General features: G+C 38.3%; 18 protein-coding genes and 1 other annotated feature. Of the genes, 1 reads left to right on the top strand and 17 read right to left on the bottom strand.

Annotated elements, in window-relative coordinates; genetic code table 11:
• Positions 1-158: 158 nt before the first annotated feature.
• The 15 genes from G3O09_RS10460 to spoIIGA form a co-directional block, all read right to left on the bottom strand.
• Positions 159-1,481 (bottom strand): solute carrier family 23 protein, encoded by a 1,323-nt coding sequence (locus G3O09_RS10460; protein WP_163101433.1) that lies wholly within the window; start codon positions 1,479-1,481, stop codon positions 159-161.
• Between the two features lie 173 nt (positions 1,482-1,654).
• Entirely contained in the window at positions 1,655-2,197 is a 543-nt protein-coding gene (pyrR, locus tag G3O09_RS10455; RefSeq protein WP_163101432.1) for a bifunctional pyr operon transcriptional regulator/uracil phosphoribosyltransferase PyrR, read from the bottom strand.
• Between the two features lie 197 nt (positions 2,198-2,394).
• Positions 2,395-3,309 carry an RluA family pseudouridine synthase gene (locus tag G3O09_RS10450; RefSeq protein WP_163101431.1) on the bottom strand — a complete coding sequence of 305 codons (915 nt, stop codon included), beginning with the start codon at positions 3,307-3,309 and terminating at the stop codon, positions 2,395-2,397.
• On the bottom strand, positions 3,302-3,772 hold the full coding sequence (lspA, locus tag G3O09_RS10445; protein WP_163101430.1) for a signal peptidase II: 471 nt from the start codon (positions 3,770-3,772) through the stop codon (positions 3,302-3,304). Before lspA ends, G3O09_RS10450 begins: the two co-directional genes overlap by 8 nt.
• A gap of 409 nt (positions 3,773-4,181) precedes the next feature.
• Positions 4,182-6,959, bottom strand: coding sequence for an isoleucine--tRNA ligase (ileS, locus tag G3O09_RS10440; protein ID WP_163101429.1), 2,778 nt, complete (start codon positions 6,957-6,959; stop codon positions 4,182-4,184).
• A gap of 79 nt (positions 6,960-7,038) precedes the next feature.
• Positions 7,039-7,276, bottom strand: a binding site (T-box leader).
• A 102-nt stretch (positions 7,277-7,378) separates the two neighbouring features.
• Complete coding sequence (locus G3O09_RS10435; RefSeq protein ID WP_163101428.1) at positions 7,379-7,879, bottom strand: DivIVA domain-containing protein; 501 nt, start codon at positions 7,877-7,879, stop codon at positions 7,379-7,381.
• Between the two features lie 84 nt (positions 7,880-7,963).
• A complete protein-coding gene (locus G3O09_RS10430) occupies positions 7,964-8,737 on the bottom strand; it encodes a YlmH family RNA-binding protein (protein WP_163101427.1) in 774 nt (257 codons plus the stop codon).
• A gap of 79 nt (positions 8,738-8,816) precedes the next feature.
• Entirely contained in the window at positions 8,817-9,080 is a 264-nt protein-coding gene (locus G3O09_RS10425) for a YggT family protein (RefSeq protein ID WP_163101426.1), read from the bottom strand.
• Between the two features lie 6 nt (positions 9,081-9,086).
• Entirely contained in the window at positions 9,087-9,542 is a 456-nt protein-coding gene (locus G3O09_RS10420) for a cell division protein SepF (protein ID WP_163101425.1), read from the bottom strand.
• Between the two features lie 15 nt (positions 9,543-9,557).
• Positions 9,558-10,241 (bottom strand): YggS family pyridoxal phosphate-dependent enzyme, encoded by a 684-nt coding sequence (locus G3O09_RS10415; RefSeq protein WP_163101424.1) that lies wholly within the window; start codon positions 10,239-10,241, stop codon positions 9,558-9,560.
• Positions 10,238-11,062, bottom strand: coding sequence for a peptidoglycan editing factor PgeF (gene pgeF, locus G3O09_RS10410; RefSeq protein ID WP_163101423.1), 825 nt, complete (start codon positions 11,060-11,062; stop codon positions 10,238-10,240). Before pgeF ends, G3O09_RS10415 begins: the two co-directional genes overlap by 4 nt.
• A gap of 77 nt (positions 11,063-11,139) precedes the next feature.
• Complete coding sequence (locus tag G3O09_RS10405) at positions 11,140-11,400, bottom strand: YlmC/YmxH family sporulation protein (RefSeq protein ID WP_163101422.1); 261 nt, start codon at positions 11,398-11,400, stop codon at positions 11,140-11,142.
• 130 nt (positions 11,401-11,530) lie between these two features.
• On the bottom strand, positions 11,531-12,310 hold the full coding sequence (sigG, locus tag G3O09_RS10400) for an RNA polymerase sporulation sigma factor SigG (RefSeq protein ID WP_115509728.1): 780 nt from the start codon (positions 12,308-12,310) through the stop codon (positions 11,531-11,533).
• 149 nt (positions 12,311-12,459) lie between these two features.
• The gene (gene sigE, locus G3O09_RS10395) at positions 12,460-13,179 is read right to left on the bottom strand and encodes an RNA polymerase sporulation sigma factor SigE (RefSeq protein ID WP_163101421.1); all 720 of its coding nucleotides are present in this window, start codon (positions 13,177-13,179) and stop codon (positions 12,460-12,462) included.
• A gap of 60 nt (positions 13,180-13,239) precedes the next feature.
• On the bottom strand, positions 13,240-14,160 hold the full coding sequence (spoIIGA, locus tag G3O09_RS10390; protein WP_163101420.1) for a sigma-E processing peptidase SpoIIGA: 921 nt from the start codon (positions 14,158-14,160) through the stop codon (positions 13,240-13,242).
• A gap of 551 nt (positions 14,161-14,711) precedes the next feature.
• On the opposite strand from spoIIGA, the gene G3O09_RS10385 reads away from it, so the two are divergent.
• Positions 14,712-15,308, top strand: coding sequence for a GNAT family N-acetyltransferase (locus G3O09_RS10385; protein ID WP_205439642.1), 597 nt, complete (start codon positions 14,712-14,714; stop codon positions 15,306-15,308).
• A gap of 304 nt (positions 15,309-15,612) precedes the next feature.
• On the opposite strand, the gene ftsZ is transcribed toward G3O09_RS10385, so the two are convergent.
• Together ftsZ and ftsA are read right to left on the bottom strand one after the other, a co-directional pair.
• The gene (gene ftsZ, locus G3O09_RS10380) at positions 15,613-16,764 is read right to left on the bottom strand and encodes a cell division protein FtsZ (protein ID WP_163101419.1); all 1,152 of its coding nucleotides are present in this window, start codon (positions 16,762-16,764) and stop codon (positions 15,613-15,615) included.
• A gap of 39 nt (positions 16,765-16,803) precedes the next feature.
• On the bottom strand, positions 16,804-18,102 hold the full coding sequence (gene ftsA / locus G3O09_RS10375; RefSeq protein WP_163101418.1) for a cell division protein FtsA: 1,299 nt from the start codon (positions 18,100-18,102) through the stop codon (positions 16,804-16,806).
• Positions 18,103-18,241 lie beyond the last annotated feature (139 nt).

Here is an 18,241-nt window from a genome sequence, read left to right as displayed (position 1 = left end):
AAAACACCCTGGCCATAGTTGGCTCAGGGTGTTTTATGGATTGAGTATGTGTGAAATTAGAGCGTCCTCCCCTTTATAGGGTACACGACTCCTGTTCCACACATATTCATATCCAACACCCTTTTAAGCCTCTCTGGACTTCCATTAAAAGGTGAACATTATGCAGCTTTTTTCTTTTCTTGGTCAAACATATTTTTTACTTCTTCTTTACCTGGTAGTACTAGATTCAATACTACACCTACAATCGCAGCCAGTGCCATACCTGATAAAGAGATTGTATCTGAAAGTTTAATGAATGCACCACCAATTCCTATTACTAGGATGACCGATGCAATGATCAAGTTTCTGTTATTTCCGAAATCTACTCTGCTATCAATCATCATTCTTAATCCGCTAGATGCGATGATCCCGAACAGAAGGATGGAGATACCACCCATGACTGCCGAAGGGATAGAAGAGATCAGTGCAGATATTTTCCCAATGAATCCGAAGCAGATTGCCGTTACTGCTGCTCCCCCTATTACATAAACGCTGAATGCTCTTGTGATTGCCAGTACACCGATGTTTTCACCGTAAGATGTCAATGGTGGTCCTCCGATGAAAGATCCGATTACAATACCAGCTCCATCTCCTAAGATGGATCGGTGAAGACCTGGTTTTGTAATTACATCTCTTCCTATTACTTTACTTAATACCATCTGATGTCCGATGTGCTCAGAAAGAGTTACTATTGCTACTGGAAGCATGATTGCTGCAACTTCCCAAGAGATAACAGGAGTGTATGTTGCAAATGGTATGATGAAATCTGGCATTTGGAACCAAGCAGCTTCTTTGATTCCTGATAAATCGACGATTCCTACTGCAAGCCCTGTAAGATATCCAGCGATGATTCCGATTAAAATCGGGATCAGCTTCAAAAACCCTTTTGCAAAAATCGAGCAAATAATTGTTACCCCTAATGTTACTAGTGCAACTAGAATATGTGTGTTACTGTACACCAATTCTCCAGCTGGAGCTCCAGGGTTTGCATACATGGCCATATTGACTGCTGTACCCGCTAATCCTAAACCAATTACCATGATGACTGGGCCGACTACTACTGGAGGTAGTATTTTCATCAGCCATTTTATGCCGATACTTTTTATTAGTAATGCAACTATTCCGTATACGATACCTGCTAAAAAGCAACCGAACATTGCAGCTTCAGGTCCACCCATCGATTTTGCAGCGATGATTGGTGCGATGAAAGCGAAGGAAGATCCTAAGTATGCTGGAATCTGTCCTTTTGTAATCAATAAGTATGATAGTGTTCCAAGTCCACTAGATACTAATGCAACACCTGGGCTTAATCCAACCAAGAATGGCACTAATACAGTAGCTCCGAACATAGCGAATAAGTGCTGTAAACTTAAGGTAATCCACTGTGCAGTTTTTGGTACTTCTTGTACATCCAGAACAACATCTCTTTTTACTTGTTCCATATTATTCTCCTCCTAGAGTTTATCTAATTTTTCCAATTAAAAACCCTCGTCTATGCGAGGGCTACTGGAGGAGAGTAGAATTCTTCATTCATGCAGAATTCTACTTACAAAGGTGCTTCATCGCACCTTCCCCCCTTTTTAGCCTCTCGGGACTACCATTAAAAGGGTCTATCTTATCTATCAAATATACTTACTTGATCCAATTGATCAACTTCCATTAATTTCACTACGATTTTTTCCGATTGAGAAGTTGGAATATTTTTCCCAACATAATCCGCCCGAATCGGTAATTCCCGATGACCACGGTCAACTAGGACTGCCAATTGGATTTGGGATGGTCTTCCCATATCGACTAATGCATCCATTGCCGCCCTTACGGTTCTTCCTGTAAAAAGAACATCATCTACTAAAATCACTTTTTTATTCGTAATTTCTGCAGGGATATCAGATCCTTTTACAACAGGTTGGCCATCATTTGTTTTTGTGCTTAAGTCATCACGATAAAGTGTGATATCCAATTCACCAACTTGGATGTTCTTGCCTTCAATCTGCTTAATTCTTTCTGACAATCTTTCTGCAAGAAAAATCCCTCTTGTGCGGATTCCTATGAGGACACAGTCTTCAATTCCTTTATTTTTCTCGATGATTTCATGAGCAATTCTAGTTAATGCTCTTCGTATAGCTTGTTCATCAAGAACTAGTGCTTTTTCGTCCATAATTGTGCCTCCCTTTCTTTACATATACCCAGAAACGAAGAAAATCCTCTCGTCCATGACGAGAGGATACAAAGATGGCGTGTTCAAACTGATATTCCTAAAGAATATCCATCATCCGTTTCCTTCTCAGTCTCTCTGGACTGTGTTAAAGGTTCTTATTCAACTATAGTTATCATACATGTTCACTAGCCCAATTGTCAACGATTATTTCGAAGTTTATCTAGCAATTCATCGAAATAGGCAGGTACCGGCGCTTCGAACTCTATGAATTCCTTCGTCCTTGGATGAGTGAATCCAAGAATGCCCGCATGCAAAGCTTGTCCATCTAAATCGAGAGTTTTTCGCGGACCATATTTAGGATCTCCTGCCAAAGGATAACCAATGTATTTCATGTGGACTCTAATTTGATGAGTACGCCCAGTTTCCAATTGACATTCAACATAGGTGAAATCATTAAAACGTTCTAACACCTGAAAATGGGTCACTGCATTTTTGGAGTTTTCCTCCGTAACTGTCATACTTTGACGATCTTTTTTATCTCTACCAATCGGCGCATCTATGGTCCCATAATCATGTGGGATATTTCCATGTACAATGGCTTTATATTTACGCTTAACCGTCTTGTCCACCAATTGCTGAACAAGGTTTTCATGTGCTAGGTCATTTTTTGCGACCATTAATAGTCCTGATGTATCCTTATCTATACGATGGACAATCCCGGGCCTCATGACACCGTTGATACCTGAAAGGTCTTTACAATGAGCCATCAATCCATTTACAAGAGTTCCAGTCGTATGACCTGGCGCAGGATGTACAACCATGCCTTTCGGTTTATTGACTACTAATACGTCTGAATCCTCATAATAAATATCAAGGTCCATTTCCTCGGGTACAACATCAAGTGCCTCAGGCTCTGGGATTTCGATCACTACCTCATCTCCAGTCGCTGCCTTATAGTTCGTTTTGACAGAAGCGCCATTAACCTTAACGTTACCATCTTTTATCCATATTTGAATTTGGGTACGTGACCATTCATCATTCAATGTAGAGAGCGTTTTATCCAGTCTGTCTCCTGCCTGTTGTTCTTCTATGGTGAATTGCTGTTTATTCATTACTTCTCTCCTTTTTCAACTTTTCTTCAAATAACATGTAGATCATGAGCATAGCGACCCCTACACACAAAGCAGCATCCGCTATGTTAAACACTGGAAAGTCGTATCCGAACGGGTAAGTATTAACAAAATCGACAACTTCTTTACGAAATAATCGATCAATAAAATTACCTATTGCCCCTCCAAGCATTAAGCTCAATGCTACTCCTAACATATAATGCTCACGGCCCATCTTTTGGATGTAATAGACAAGGCCAATAATTACGATCACTGTAATAATATAAAAAAACCACATTTGACCTTGCAAAATCCCCCATGCGGCCCCACGATTGCGATGGGAAGTAATGTACAAGAAATTTCCTATTACTTCAACGCTTTCTCCAAGCTCCATTTTTTTCACTATTAACCATTTTGTCCATTGATCTAAAGCAATCACAAGTAATGCAATTATGTAATAATACACTCAAGCTTCCCCCAACTCTATACTCATATGTACCCTTGAATTGTAGCATATCCTAAAATTTAAATACAATGAAGATACTATGGTACGTTACTACCCTTTATGTGAAAAATGTAGTCTCTTTTTTGAAGACTCTGTTTACATAGTGGTTGTTAAAGTTTGTCCGTTGATTGCAGCGAGAGGCACTTGCTTTCCGCAGGGAGGGTGGGAGCCTCCTCGGCGTTACCGCCTGTGGGGTCTCCCACTTCCCTCTTATTCCCGCAGGAGTCAAGTGCCCTCCGCTACAATCAACTCAGATTATTAAAGTTAAATTACACTAAAAACGCAACTACAAAACAGCCCTTTTTGAATATTATCAATTTCAACTATAAGAAAAGAGGACGATCCAAAACGGATCATCCTCTATGATCTATTATTGAGTTACTTCTGGATATTGTTCTTTAACTACTGTAGCACAACGAGGGCAAAGAGTAGGATGATTTTGATCATTTCCTACTTCTGTAGATACGTTCCAGCAACGTTCACAGATTTCACCGTCCGCCTTACTTACTACAATCGCAGCATTTTCCAATTTTAATGCACTTTCAGGAGCCTCTTCCATCGTACCTGCCACTTCAACAGCCGACACAATGAATAATTGCTCAAGACTTTCATGGATGCTTGCTAATAGTTCTTTTGAAGAATCTTTTAAGTAAAGTGTTACTTTCGCATTTAATGATTTCCCAATCACTTTTTGATTACGTGCTTCTTCTAGCGCCTTCAACACATCATCACGAAGCTTCATGAACGCATTCCATTTGTTTTCAAGCACTTCAGCATTAGGCAATTCAGTATAAGTAGGCATTTCTGTTAATTGAACACTTTCTTCTTTAACGTTCGGTACAAATGCCCAAACTTCATCAGCTGTATGTGATAGGATTGGTGAAACTAATTTTGTTAATGAAAGCAATGTATCAAATAAAACAGTCTGAATCGCTCTTCTTTCTGGACTATTTGGTGCTTCGCAATAAAGGATATCTTTAGCGTAATCCAAGTAGAATGCACTTAGGTCCAATGTGCAGAAATTATTGATTTGATGATAGATGCTAGCGAATTCATAGTTTTCATAACCATTTTTCACGTTTTTAATTAGCTTATTTAGTTTAACCAACATAAATTGATCCACTTCACGTAAGCTGTTGTACTCAACCCTGTCAACTTCTGGATTGAAGCCATCAAGTGTTCCTAACAAGAAACGGAAAGTATTACGGATTTTACGATATACTTCTGCTACTTGCTTTAGGATTGCATCAGAAACGCGAACGTCAGATTGATAATCTACAGATGCTACCCACAGCCTTAAGATGTCAGCACCTAGTTGGTTCATGACTTTTTCTGGTACAACTACGTTACCTAATGATTTACTCATTTTACGGCCTTCACCATCTAGCACGAAACCATGGCTTAAAACGCCTTTGTAAGGAGCTTTACCAGTTACCGCCACAGCTGTAGAAAGGGATGAATTAAACCAACCTCGGTATTGGTCTGATCCTTCTAAATAAAGGTCTGCCGGTCGCTGTAGGTCTTCTCTCTCTTCTAAAACGGACTGATGGGATGATCCAGAATCGAACCAAACATCCATGATATCTGTTTCTTTAGTGAACTTACCATTAGGACTTCCTGGATGTGTGAATCCTTCAGGTAATAAATCTTTGGCTTCTCTTTCGAACCATACATTTGAGCCATGCTCACGGAACAGATTAGATACGTGATCAATCGTTTCATCATTGATGATTGGATCGCCATTCTCAGCAAAGAACACTGGAATTGGCACTCCCCATGCACGTTGACGAGAAATACACCAATCTCCACGATCTCTGACCATATTGAACAATCTTGTTTCTCCCCATGCAGGAACCCATTTTGTTTCCTCTACTGCTTTTAACAAATCTACACGGAAATCTTTAATGGAAGCAAACCATTGAGCAGTAGCACGGAAGATTGTTGGTTTTTTTGTTCTCCAGTCATGTGGGTAGGAGTGTGTAATGAATGAAAGCGCAAGTAGAGCATCTGCTTCTTTTAATTTTTCTGTGATTGGCTTGTTGGCTTCATCGTAGAATTGTCCTTCAAAACCAGGAGCTTCATTAGTCATATAGCCCTTTTCATCAACTGGGCAAAGTACACCTAGATCATATTTCTGTCCTACGATGAAGTCATCTTCCCCGTGACCTGGAGCCGTATGGACACAGCCAGTTCCTGCCTCTGTTGTAACGTGGTCACCAAGTACTACTAGGGATTCGCGGTCGTAAAGTGGGTGTTTCGCAACGACTCTTTCCAAGTCACTACCTTGAACAGACTTAAGAACGTTCGCCTCTTCCCATCCTACTGCCTTTTTGACAGCTTCAAGCAACTCATTGGCTACAAGATATTTCTTGTCATTTGCTTCTACGACTACATATTCCAAATCAGGATGAAGCGCAATGCCAAGGTTGGCTGGAATCGTCCATGGTGTCGTCGTCCAAATTACGATTTGAGTCCCTTCTTCAAGAACTCCATTTCCATTTGTCACTTCAAATCCTACATAAATGGATGCAGAACGTTTGTCATGGTATTCAATCTCTGCTTCGGCTAAAGCTGACTCACTTGACGGAGACCAGTAAACTGGTTTTAAACCTTTATAAATGTAGCCCTTTTTCGCCATTTCACCGAACACTTTAATTTGCTGTGCTTCGTATTCTGGCTTTAAAGTGATATATGGGTTTTCCCAATCTCCACGTACTCCAAGACGTTTAAATTGACCACGTTGATTATTGATTTGCTCATAAGCATATTCTTCACAAAGCTTACGGAATTCCGCAACGCTCATTTCTTTTCTGTTTACTTTTTTATTTTTTGTCAAAGCCGTTTCAATCGGTAAACCATGAGTATCCCATCCAGGGACATAAGGTGCATTGAATCCGCTCATTGATTTAAAACGAACAATGAAATCTTTTAGGATTTTATTTAAGGCATGCCCCATATGGATATCTCCATTTGCATATGGAGGTCCGTCATGTAGAACGAACATTGGTTTTCCTTTAGTATGTTCCTGTACCTTTTGGTAGATATTCATCGTTTCCCATTGCTCTTGCATTTCAGGCTCTCTTTTTGGCAAATTCCCACGCATTGGGAATTCAGTTTTCGGCATTAAAAGAGTATCTTTTAATTCCATGTTACATTCCTCCTAATTTGTTACTTATCATTAAATGGATTAGTTACGGAGAGAAATAAAAAAAGCCTTCTAATCCCTAAAAAGGGACGAGAAGGCTTTGTTCCCGTGGTACCACCCTAATAAATATCTTCATAATGAAAATATCCACTCTGAGCATCCTTAACGCGGATGTGACGCCCTGCTTACTGACTTTATAAACTGTTCAGCAGGAAACTCCGGGGTGATTTTCCAATTTCTCGCTTATATCGGGCTTTCACCATCCCCGACTCGCTAAGGTAAGACTTGAGTAATTGTACTGTCCCCATCATGGTCATGATTTTAGATATGATAAGTAAAAGATTCTTGTTGAAATTATATGCTAACAGTTGGCAAAGAGTCAAGAAGGCGATTGGATTCTTTAAAAAATCCACGCATGCTGATTACTTTTCTTCGAATTCTAATTCAGTTGCATCGATTTCGAATTCCATTAAGTGATCCCAATCATCATTTTTTAATAAGTCCAATTGGGCTTCTATCAGCATTTTGAACCTAGTACGGAAAACTTTCGATTGCTTTTTAAGTTCCTCTATTTCAAGTGCAATTCTTCTTGCTTTTGAAAGGGAATCATTCACTATGCGATCTGCATTTTTTTCCGCTTCTTTAAGGATTAACTTCGCTTCCTTTTGTGCGTTCCTTTTTACTTCTTCACCAGCTTCTTGTGCAATCACGATCGATTTATTGAGCGTTTCCTCAATATTAGTAAAATGTCCTAGTCTCTCGTGGACATCATTAAGCTTTTCTTCTAATTCTTTCTTTTCACGTAATATTAATTCATAATCTTTGATAATTTGATCCAAGAATTCGTTTACTTCATCTTCGTCATATCCTCGGAATCCTTTATTGAATTCCTTGTTATGTATATCCAGCGGAGTTAATGGCATAACCGCACCTCCAAACAATATTCTATATATATAGTATTATACTACTTTTCGACAGGAGATTTGTAAATCCTCCAAATTCTTTAATTATTTTTGTTTTCCTGCCTGAATTCGCCATTTATCTTTCTTTGTCTTACCTTCTATCGATAAAATCTTGAACCTCCCAAATCCACGAACGGAAAATACATCCCCTTCTCCACACTCAAATGACGTACTTTCGATCAATTTATGATTTACTTTAACCCTTTTTCCTTCAATTAGCATCTGGGACTTTTGCCTTGAAAGATTGGTTATGGATGAAATTAATACATCTAGCCTCATGGAAGAAGCGGTAAATACGAGCTCTTGCCATTGCTGCACCGATTGTAAGACTGAATTTACAGGTATTTTTTCTAATGAGATTCCCGCTTTTCCAACTTTGTCTAGATTATTTTCAACGTAACTCTCAATTTCAGCAGCCGCAATAAATTGGACTCTTTCACCCTGTAAAATGACATCCCCGAACTTTTCCCTTTTTAAACCAAGTGACATAATGGTCCCAAGAACCTGTCGATGTTCAAGAGTTACAAATTTCTTAGGATATTTCACTTCAAAAACTGTAATGGCAAAGTCTTCAATTTCAGGTTGAAAATAATCTGGATATATGATTGCTCGTTTTCTCTCCGAGTTTTCGGATCCACCATAAAATATGACACGTACCTCATCATCTTTTCCAATTAATGATTGAACGATTTGTTGTTCCCTTGGGTCCAGGAAATCTGTTAATTTATGGGTGTAAGTCGATGTAACGTATTCTTTCCATTCCATTACTTGATCGATGAATTCTTTCTCTTCGGCTCTAAAATGTTGATAAATGCTCATAAATGTCTATAAATCCTTTCATCAATATACTTTCATAAAGTATAAAAAGGCCCCAATTTGGAGCCTTCCCTTTTGTAAATTACATCATCCATGCAAATAGTGCGATGAGACCTCTTTGTGAAAAGTTCAGTACAACAATTGCAACAATTGGCGAGATATCGATCATTCCGATTGGTGGGATGAACCGACGAAAAACCTCTAAATAAGGTTCACATATACGAGCCAAGATTTGACCAAATGAAGATTCTCTAGCATTTGGGAACCATGACATTAAAATATAGATTATTAAACCCCATGAATACATCTCAAGTAAATAATAAATGACATTTAGCAAAACTGACATTAACTATTACCACCTCGAATCTTCATATTCTTCTTCATAGCCAACACCTGTGATTGTACCGGTAACATCTACATTATCAGGCGTACAAAGGAAAATATTTGGACCAATCTTAGAAATATCTCCACCGATGGCATAGACAGTACCACTTAAAAAATCTACAATTCTCTTTGCCTGATCGTGAGATATTCTCTGCAGGTTTACAACTACAGCTTTTTTATTTTTTAAATGGTCAGCTATTTCCTGAGAATCTGAATATACTCTCGGCTCTAATAATACGACCTTTGAAGATTTCTGTAAGCTTTGGATACTCACAACATTCTGTCCTCCACCCTGAGGAGAAGTTTGTTTTTTCATATTAGTAGCCTTCACAGGTTTCTGTTCTACTTCTTTTTCTTCTACAATTTCTTCTTTATACTCATATTCATCTTCTAGTGCAAAAAATGATTTAAATTTAGATATCATGGCTTGGCTACCTCCTTAAGATTCATTTCCCACGAGTGCTGTTCCAATACGGATCATCGTGGCACCTTCTTCAATGGCTATTTCATAATCATTGGACATTCCCATGGAAAGCTCTGTGCAGGGCATCGAGGGAATATCCATTTCCTGAATTTGTTGCTGTAAATCCTTTAACCCTTTAAAACATTTCCTTATCAATGACACATCATCAGTATAAGGTGCCATAGTCATTAATCCAGCAATCTCTATTTTATCGTAATTTTTTTCACGTAAAGCCTGTACAAACATTAAAGCTTCCTCAGGTGATAACCCATGCTTGGATTCCTCACCTACTACATTCACTTGAATCAGACATTTCATTATCTGAGATGCTCTTTTCTGGATTTCATCGGCTAATGAAATTCTATCAAGTGAGTGGATATAATCCGCAATATCTATGATATTCTTTACTTTCCTTGTCTGTAATGACCCAATAAAATGCCAGACAGATTTATTGCCTAAGGTCTCATATTTGGAAACTAACCCATCATCCCTGTTTTCACCTAGATGATTGATACCAGCCTCAATGGCTTCTGCAGCTCTCTCAATCGAAACATATTTAGTGACTGCAATGATCTTTACTTCATTTGAATTCCTGCCGATTTTATTGCAAACTTTGTCAATTCTCTTTTGTATATGTACTAGGTTGTCTGACACTTTCAAGACGACGAGTCCTCCTTCCAGCCAATAAAACTCATTAACCTGCCTGTTTTCCCTTTATCTCTCCGGTGAGAGAAAAAAAGATTTTCATGGCAACTTGTGCAAAGGCTGGTCACTTCAATAATTCTCACATTCGCTTTTCTTAAAATTTGAGCATTCAGTAGTCTTAAGTCAAGCTTATATTGACCTTCACTAATTTGATTATATGGTTTTTCGACTTCATCTTCCACTTTATTTTGCACATATTGTAAGACTTTGTCATCTACTACATAGCAATCTCCACAAATAGAGGGGCCAATTACAACCGTAATGTCAGATGGCGCTATCCCTTCTTTTTTAAAACATTCAACCATGTTTTCAGCAATGCCACCAACAGTCCCTTTCCATCCTGCGTGTGCGATGCCTATCATTTTATGCTGAGGGGCTAAAAAATAGAGTGGCACACAGTCTGCATAGCATAGTGTCAATAATATTCCTGACTCTTTTGTATATATACCATCAATGCCCTTTAAGGCACTTTCATAGTCAAGGGCACCTCTATTTTTATGATGGTTTTCGATTTTTAAAATGTTCACTTCATGCGTTTGTTCGCATCCAACCCATGAAGAAGTAGGGAATGCTACATCTTTTGCTATAAGTTCCCTATTTCGAATTACTGCATGATTATTATCCTTCACATGAAATCCTGTATTTAACGTTGAAAACTCTTCAAGACTTACGCCGCCATTTTTAGTGGTAAATCCAGCCACAAGCCCTTCATATTGACTAGTCCACTTATTAATCATTAATATCCGTTCGGTAAACGGAGAGAATATATCAGACATTCTATCGACCCTTTACTGTTAGCTTTCCCACAGTGTACCATATTTTCCTAATACAATTCGACCGACAGGTATAATTCCTATTCTTTTGGCACGGAAGTGTAATTCCCAGTATATTCAACTAGTACAACATCAGTCCCGATCTTTTTTATTTTATTCCACGGAATGACCATATCTTCTTCCCTAGCAAACAAACCTAATAATTTTCCTGAGCCCGAGACAATGATTGCAGCTATTTTTCCAGTTGCCGCATCGATATCTAGGTCAACTATGGTCCCTAATCTCTTTCCATCACCAATATTAACGATGTCTTTCACTTGGAATTCCGAGATTCTTACCACTTTACATCACCCCAACACCTTTTTTTCAATATATGCTTCATTCATACGTATCATGTGAGGCTAGTTATTATGGAGAATGAAATAAAACATTAAAAGGCCAAACCTCAGTTAAGTGGTTCGGCCTAAAATATTATTGTTGTATATTCTTATTCATTTGTTTAATAGCTGCTTTTTCTAATCGGGATACTTGAGCTTGAGATATTCCAATCTCGTCAGCGACTTCCATTTGAGTTTTTCCTTGGAAGAATCGTTTCCGTATGATAAGTTTCTCACGTTCATTCAATCTACGCATACCTTCTTTAAGAGCTATTTCATCAATCCAATAACTGTCTTTATTTTTTTCATCACTTAGTTGATCCATCACATAGATTGGGTCACCACCATCATTATAAATGGGTTCAAATAGCGATACAGGATCTTGTATAGCATCCAAAGCAAAGACAATTTCTTCATGAGTGACTTCAAGAACTTTTGCAATTTCTTCAGCTGTAGGCTCTCTGGAGGTTTCGCTCATAAGTTTTTCCTTCACCTGAAGGGCCTTATAAGCAATATCCCTTAGAGAACGAGATACTCTAATTGGATTATTATCACGTAGATATCTTCTTATTTCTCCAATAATCATTGGTACAGCATACGTAGAAAATTTTACATTCTGACTGAGATCAAAATTATCTATACTTTTCATTAGACCTATACAGCCTACTTGAAATAGATCATCTACAAACTCTCCTCGGTTATTAAAGCGTTGGATGACGCTTAAGACAAGTCTTAAATTCCCATTAACAAGCTTTTCTCTTGCAGAAATGTCACCCTCCTGCATTTCCTTGAATAACTTTCTCATCTCCTCATTTTTGAGGACTGGCAACTTTGAAGTATCCACACCGCAGATTTCTACTTTATTACGAGACAAAATTATTCCCTCCTTACAGGGCTGCTGTACAAAATACAGTATCTCCTGCGGAGGGAAAAATATGCACATCCTTCCATTACATGACACCTGAATGTGAATGTATGGAAGAAGAAATCCTTATTTATCAATTACTTTCTTAGAAAAATTTTTTACACCATTTTATTAAATTCTTTTCGAAGACGTTTTATAATTCTTTTTTCAAGACGCGAAATATATGACTGGGAAATCCCGAGCATATCCGCAACATCCTTTTGGGTTTTTTCTTCCCCGCCTATCAATCCAAAACGAAGTTCCATAATTTGTTTTTCACGATCACTTAGCTGATGCAATGCTTTTGTCAGTAATTTTTTATCTACATTCGCCTCTAAGTCTTTAGTGATAATATCTTCCTCTGTACCTAGCACATCTGATAGTAAAAGTTCATTCCCATCCCAATCAATATTTAATGGCTCATCAAAGGATACTTCTGAACGAATTTTATTGTTCCTTCTTAAATACATCAATATTTCGTTTTCTATACATCTGGAAGCATAAGTCGCCAATTTTATTTTTTTCTCAGGATTGAATGTATTAACAGCTTTAATAAGTCCGATTGTTCCAATACTTATTAAATCTTCAATATTGATACCTGTATTTTCGAACTTCCTTGCTATGTAAACTACTAATCTTAAATTCCGCTCAATAAGCATGGTTCTTGCGGTTTCATCACCTTTAGGAAGCTTATTGATTAAGATTTCTTCTTCTTCCTTGCTCAAAGGAGGTGGTAAAGCCTCACTCCCACCAATATAGAATACTTCGTCCGTCTTTAATCCCATTTTGAGTAGGAGCTTATTCCAATAAAACTTTATCTTGAAAATAATTTTTTTCATGGTATGTTCCTCCTTCTAATTCTAAAAAAAGAGAGTATAGATTACTAAAGCATTTTTTGTTTATGAAGCTGATTTTTCCGATACACCTGTTAGCATATGGGGATGCACGATGGCATCATATGATCGGTCAGATGAGAGTTGTTGGAAAGTAAAGGATATTAATCCTTTTCGAACTGTATAAAGATTTTCTCCTTTAACAATTTTTATCCAATCGGGTCGTAATCCCAGGAGCATTCCATGGTCATTTCCAACCACTTTACAAGGAATCAGCCGTATTCTTTCCGACCAATCCGTTTCGATGAATTTTCCTTCTGACAAAATTTCTTCTTGACGGTCCATAAGGGTTTTCAATGGGATTGGAAGTGCGTCCATCGCGTTACCAATCGAGATAATCATAACGGGTGACCCTGAAATAGGATCGTATAATTGATTTCCACTGTCGATGAGCCCCATCCATTCACTTTCATAATCTTTTATCTTTACGATGACTTTGACCATCTGATCATAGACTATTGATGTCATTTCAAGGTTCTCTAGATTCTTTTTGGAAAAATGCCAGCCGATAGGAAAGCCTATACATACAAACATCCAACTAATTGGGTCTCCAAAAGTTTTGGGACCATATAACATCGTCGCATGTGAAACATTCAATTCATATTGGAATAAGAAATGGACTCCTAACAGAATACCTCCTGAAAGGAATGTAACCATATAAAACATCATCAATTGTTTTGCAAGGGTTTTAATTCTAGTAAATCCAAATGTTACGATAATCATCAGAATTGAGAAGAGTATTTTTATTAGGACTGAATTCGCTAAGGCATAATAAGGACTAAACATCAATACGATGATGATAGACCCTAAAAGGCCTCCTATAAGTATCCTGGTTTTCTTAATTGGTTTTTTCAGAAGGATTGAAGTCCAATAGAGAAGAAGACAATCAAACAATACATTCAATGTCCAAATTAAATCTACATACAATAGAGTGAAAATCCTCCCTTCGCTCCTCCTACTGTTACAAAAAAGTATAGCGCACCCTTCATCGGGAAGTGTGTCACTATTTGTAACGATTCCCTCAGAATTTTTCAGTTTTTTTCACGTTATTTGTCAAATTTTTTCGCTTTACATACCCAAATCTATGCTTTATTTAGTCATTCATTTTTAGTTTTGCTGTTTTCGTAAACTTTGTTGCTATTTTACAATAGCGTGGTTGATTGCAGAGAGAGGATGCTCACTTTCCGAGGGGCGGGCTGTGAGCCTCCTCGGCAATTTACGCCTGTGGAATCTCACCTGTCCAGCTGCATCCCGCAGGACATTGAATAAGCATCCTCAGATAAACACCGTACGAAGGAAATGCGAATGCATTTAAGAGGATCTCGCACCTTCCACTGGTTATTAATCGTTTCCTTTAACAAAACCAATAAAAAAACATCAACCTTTTAGAAAAGAGCCTTTATTATTTCAGTGAAAAGGATAATTAGAGATACTATGGAATATTTAAATAGATATTAAAAATTTGAAAGGATAGACTTATGAATATTTCTACAACTAAAAAAATCAATTTTCCCGTTTTACATACAGAGAGATTTATACTACGTAAAATAGAGGAAAGTGATGCACAGGAAATCTTTGAGTATTTTTCTAAAGATGAAGTAACCAAATATTATGATTTAGAATCATTTACAAACATTGAACAAGCCATTGAATTGATTAAACGTTGGGACAAACGCTTTGAGGATCATCAAGGATATAGGTGGGGAATTGCTTTAAAAGAAAGCAACCAACTAATTGGAAGTTGTGGATATCACAACTGGTCAAAGGAACATTTTAAAGCTGAAATTGGGTATGAAGTTACTCCTGCATATTGGCGCAGAGGAGTGATTACAGAGGTTTTGGAAAAGGTGTTACAATACGGATTTGATGAAATGGGCTTATTCAGGATTGAGGCATATTATGATCCTGAAAATATCGCTTCTAAAGGTAGTTTGGAGAAGGCTGGATTTATATATGAAGGTACCTTACGGAAGTCTGCATTTGAAAAAGGACGTTTTTGTGATGCCGCTGTATGTTCTATTCTTAAAGGAGAGTTTAAGAGGGAAAAATATAAATATCAAAAGGCTCTTTTCTAAATGCTGTTTTCGTAAACTTTGTTGATTTTTAGTTAATTAATGGTAAAAGTCTGAGTTGATTGAAGCGGAGGGCACTTGACTCCTGCGGGAAGTAGAGGGAAGTGGGAGACCCCACAGGCGGTAACGCCGAGGAGGCTCCCACCCTCCCCGCGGAAAGCAAGTGTCCTGGAGCGGAAATCAACGGACAAATTTTTTAGTATATAAACAAACGACTATCTATGCGAAAAGAGCCTTTCTAAAAGATTGTTATTTTTTTACCACTCATATTAAAAAGAGGATGCCCAATGGGTCATCCTCTTTGATTTTATCTACGTCTATTTCTATTACGAAGGAAAGTAGGAATGTCTAAAGTATCATCTGCAGAGTTTCCACCGCGTTGGACTTCGACAGGCTCTTCTCTTTTCACTTCACGTTTTACGGTTGTTGTTGTTGGTTGAACTGTACGTTGCTGCTGTTGTTGTTGACCGAAGCTCGGACGAACCGGTCTACTAAGGGGAGCTTCCGTTTCATTGAAACCTGTAGCGATTACTGTAACAATGATTTCATCCTTCAATGATTCATTGATAACAGAACCGAAAATCATGTTTACTTCTTGGTCTGAAGCGGTTGCAACAATATCAGCTGCTTCTTGCACTTCGAATAAGCTCAAGTTTGTTCCACCAGTGATGTTCATTAACACACCTTGTGCCCCATCAATAGACGTCTCAAGTAGTGGACTTGAAATAGCCTTCTTCGCAGCTTCAGCCGCACGATTTTCTCCAGATGCTACACCAATACCCATCAATGCAGAACCTTTATTCGACATGATTGTCTTAACGTCCGCAAAGTCAAGGTTGATCAAACCAGGTACTGCAATCAAATCTGAGATACCTTGTACACCCTGACGTAGAACGTTATCAGCCTCACGGAACGCTTCAAGCATCGGTGTGCTTTTATCAACAATTTCTAATAGTCGGTCATTTGGTATGACAATCAGTGTATCAACTGATTCTTTCATGGAAGAAATTCCGCCTTGTGCTTGAGTTGCACGTTTTCTACCTTCGAAAGTGAAAGGTCGTGTAACTACACCTACAGTCAATGCTCCAAGATCTCTTGCGATTTGGGCAATGACAGGAGCAGCTCCAGTACCAGTTCCGCCACCCATACCAGCAGTTACGAATACCATATCTGCTCCACGAAGCGCTTCTTCAATTTGTTCTTTACTTTCTTCAGCAGCTTTTTTACCAACTTCAGGGTTTGCCCCTGCACCAAGCCCTCTAGTAAGTTTACCACCGATTTGCATTTTCACTTCGGCTTTGGATAAATTCAATGCTTGTGCATCCGTATTCACCGCAATAAATTCTACACCTTGTACACCATGCTCAATCATTCGGTTGACTGCGTTGTTTCCTCCACCGCCAACCCCGATAACTTTTATGGTAGCTAATTGGTCTAAATTAGAATCGAACTCTAACATAATAATCCTCCTAGTTTATACATAATTCCTTTATGGTTGTTATTCAAAGAAATATCGTACTAATTTTTTGAGTTTTCCTTGTTCGCCTGATTTCTTTTCTGTTTTTTCTTTTACTTGATTCTGCTCTGATTGTTTTACTGGATGTTTTTCGTTTTTCACAGGCAGAGGTGCAACAACCGAGGAGTTACTAAGAGAAATTCCTTGGAATCTAGCTTTTTTACAAGCGTGTTTTATTAACCCTACTGCTGTAGTGTATTGAGATTCTCTAACACCTATGTAATTTGGCTCTGCTGTTCGAACTCGATTTTGGAAGATGTATTGTGCCAATTCAAGAGTTCCAGGCATTTTTACTACGCCACCTGTAAGTACGAATCCCCCAGGGACAGAATCGTGATAACCATGTTTCAACAATTCGTCTTGGACTAGATCAAATATCTCGGTCATCCTAGCTTCAATGATTTCAGAAAGCATTAATTGATTGCAAGGCTGCATTTGATCGCTGCCAATGATAGGAACGTTGAACATTTCATCTTCAGACGCTTCATCATAGAAAGCATGTCCATGTTTAATTTTTATCTTTTCGGCATTCTCCATCGTTGAACGAAGAACGATGGATAAATCTTTTGTAATTGTATCTCCACCAATTGGTATGACAGTGGTTGCCGCTAAATGGCCACCTTCGAAGAGAGCAAGTGTTGTACTGCCTCCACCGATATCGATCATCGCAACGCCGAGTTCTTTTTCATCCTTTGAAAGGACAAGGGAACCGGCTGCCATTGGTTGAAGTGCTATTTCAGCAATTTCTAATCCTGCCTTCTCTACACAGCGTAAGGTATTATGTAAAATGGTACGTAATCCAGTAAGTACTATGCCTCGCATCTCGAGTCTAACACCAATCATTCCTCTTGGATCATTAATCTCATCCAGCTCGTCCACTTTATAATAAACAGGAATGACATCAATAATCTCTCTGTCTGCAGGCAATGTCATAAGTTCAGCAGCATCCCTTACACGTGCAACGTCCTGTTCGGTAATTTCCTTATTATCACTAGAGACTGCCACAACACCATGGCACGGATGAAGCATTACATGGTTGCCACTGATTCCAACGACAACTCTTCTAATTTCCATACCAACCATACGCTCTGCTTGTTCAACAGCCTTTTGGATTGAATGAACCGTTTCATCGATGTCTACAATAGAACCTTTACGTAATCCTTCAGATTTTACATTCCCTACGCCAAGGATATTTAAAGTGTCATTGACCATTTCTCCAATGATGACTTTTACATTGGATGTACCGATGTCAAGACTTACATAAATTTCATTGTTGTTCATACCGTGGCACCTCCCCAAAATCGATTTAACCTCTATAACAATTATTATAAGACTATTATTTATAACTCTTCATGAAGTTTTAGAAGAATAGTATAGTTATACACAGAATACTATACAAAAACTATTCGTCATAGCCCCT

It is taken from the genome of Peribacillus alkalitolerans (genome assembly GCF_010882125.1).
GTDB lineage: Bacteria > Bacillota > Bacilli > Bacillales > DSM-1321 > Bacillus_BN > Bacillus_BN alkalitolerans.
Note: the sequence above shows the minus strand (reverse complement) of the source record. Positions and strands in the feature narration are given on the sequence as shown.

Coding starts and splice junctions, on each gene's coding strand:
- ftsA (WP_163101418.1), bottom strand. CDS start 18,102: ATGAACAACAATGAAATTTATGTAAGTCTTGACATCGGTACATCCAAT.
- sigE (WP_163101421.1), bottom strand. CDS start 13,179: ATGAAAAAAATTATTTTCAAGATAAAGTTTTATTGGAATAAGCTCCTA.
- G3O09_RS10385 (WP_205439642.1), top strand. CDS start 14,712: ATGAATATTTCTACAACTAAAAAAATCAATTTTCCCGTTTTACATACA.
- G3O09_RS10435 (WP_163101428.1), bottom strand. CDS start 7,879: ATGCCATTAACTCCGCTGGATATACATAACAAGGAATTCAATAAAGGA.
- ftsZ (WP_163101419.1), bottom strand. CDS start 16,764: ATGTTAGAGTTCGATTCTAATTTAGACCAATTAGCTACCATAAAAGTT.
- pgeF (WP_163101423.1), bottom strand. CDS start 11,062: ATGTCTGATATATTCTCTCCGTTTACCGAACGGATATTAATGATTAAT.
- G3O09_RS10450 (WP_163101431.1), bottom strand. CDS start 3,309: ATGAATAAACAGCAATTCACCATAGAAGAACAACAGGCAGGAGACAGA.
- G3O09_RS10430 (WP_163101427.1), bottom strand. CDS start 8,737: ATGAGCATTTATCAACATTTTAGAGCCGAAGAGAAAGAATTCATCGAT.
- G3O09_RS10425 (WP_163101426.1), bottom strand. CDS start 9,080: ATGTCAGTTTTGCTAAATGTCATTTATTATTTACTTGAGATGTATTCA.
- G3O09_RS10420 (WP_163101425.1), bottom strand. CDS start 9,542: ATGATATCTAAATTTAAATCATTTTTTGCACTAGAAGATGAATATGAG.
- ileS (WP_163101429.1), bottom strand. CDS start 6,959: ATGGAATTAAAAGATACTCTTTTAATGCCGAAAACTGAATTCCCAATG.
- pyrR (WP_163101432.1), bottom strand. CDS start 2,197: ATGGACGAAAAAGCACTAGTTCTTGATGAACAAGCTATACGAAGAGCA.
- G3O09_RS10460 (WP_163101433.1), bottom strand. CDS start 1,481: ATGGAACAAGTAAAAAGAGATGTTGTTCTGGATGTACAAGAAGTACCA.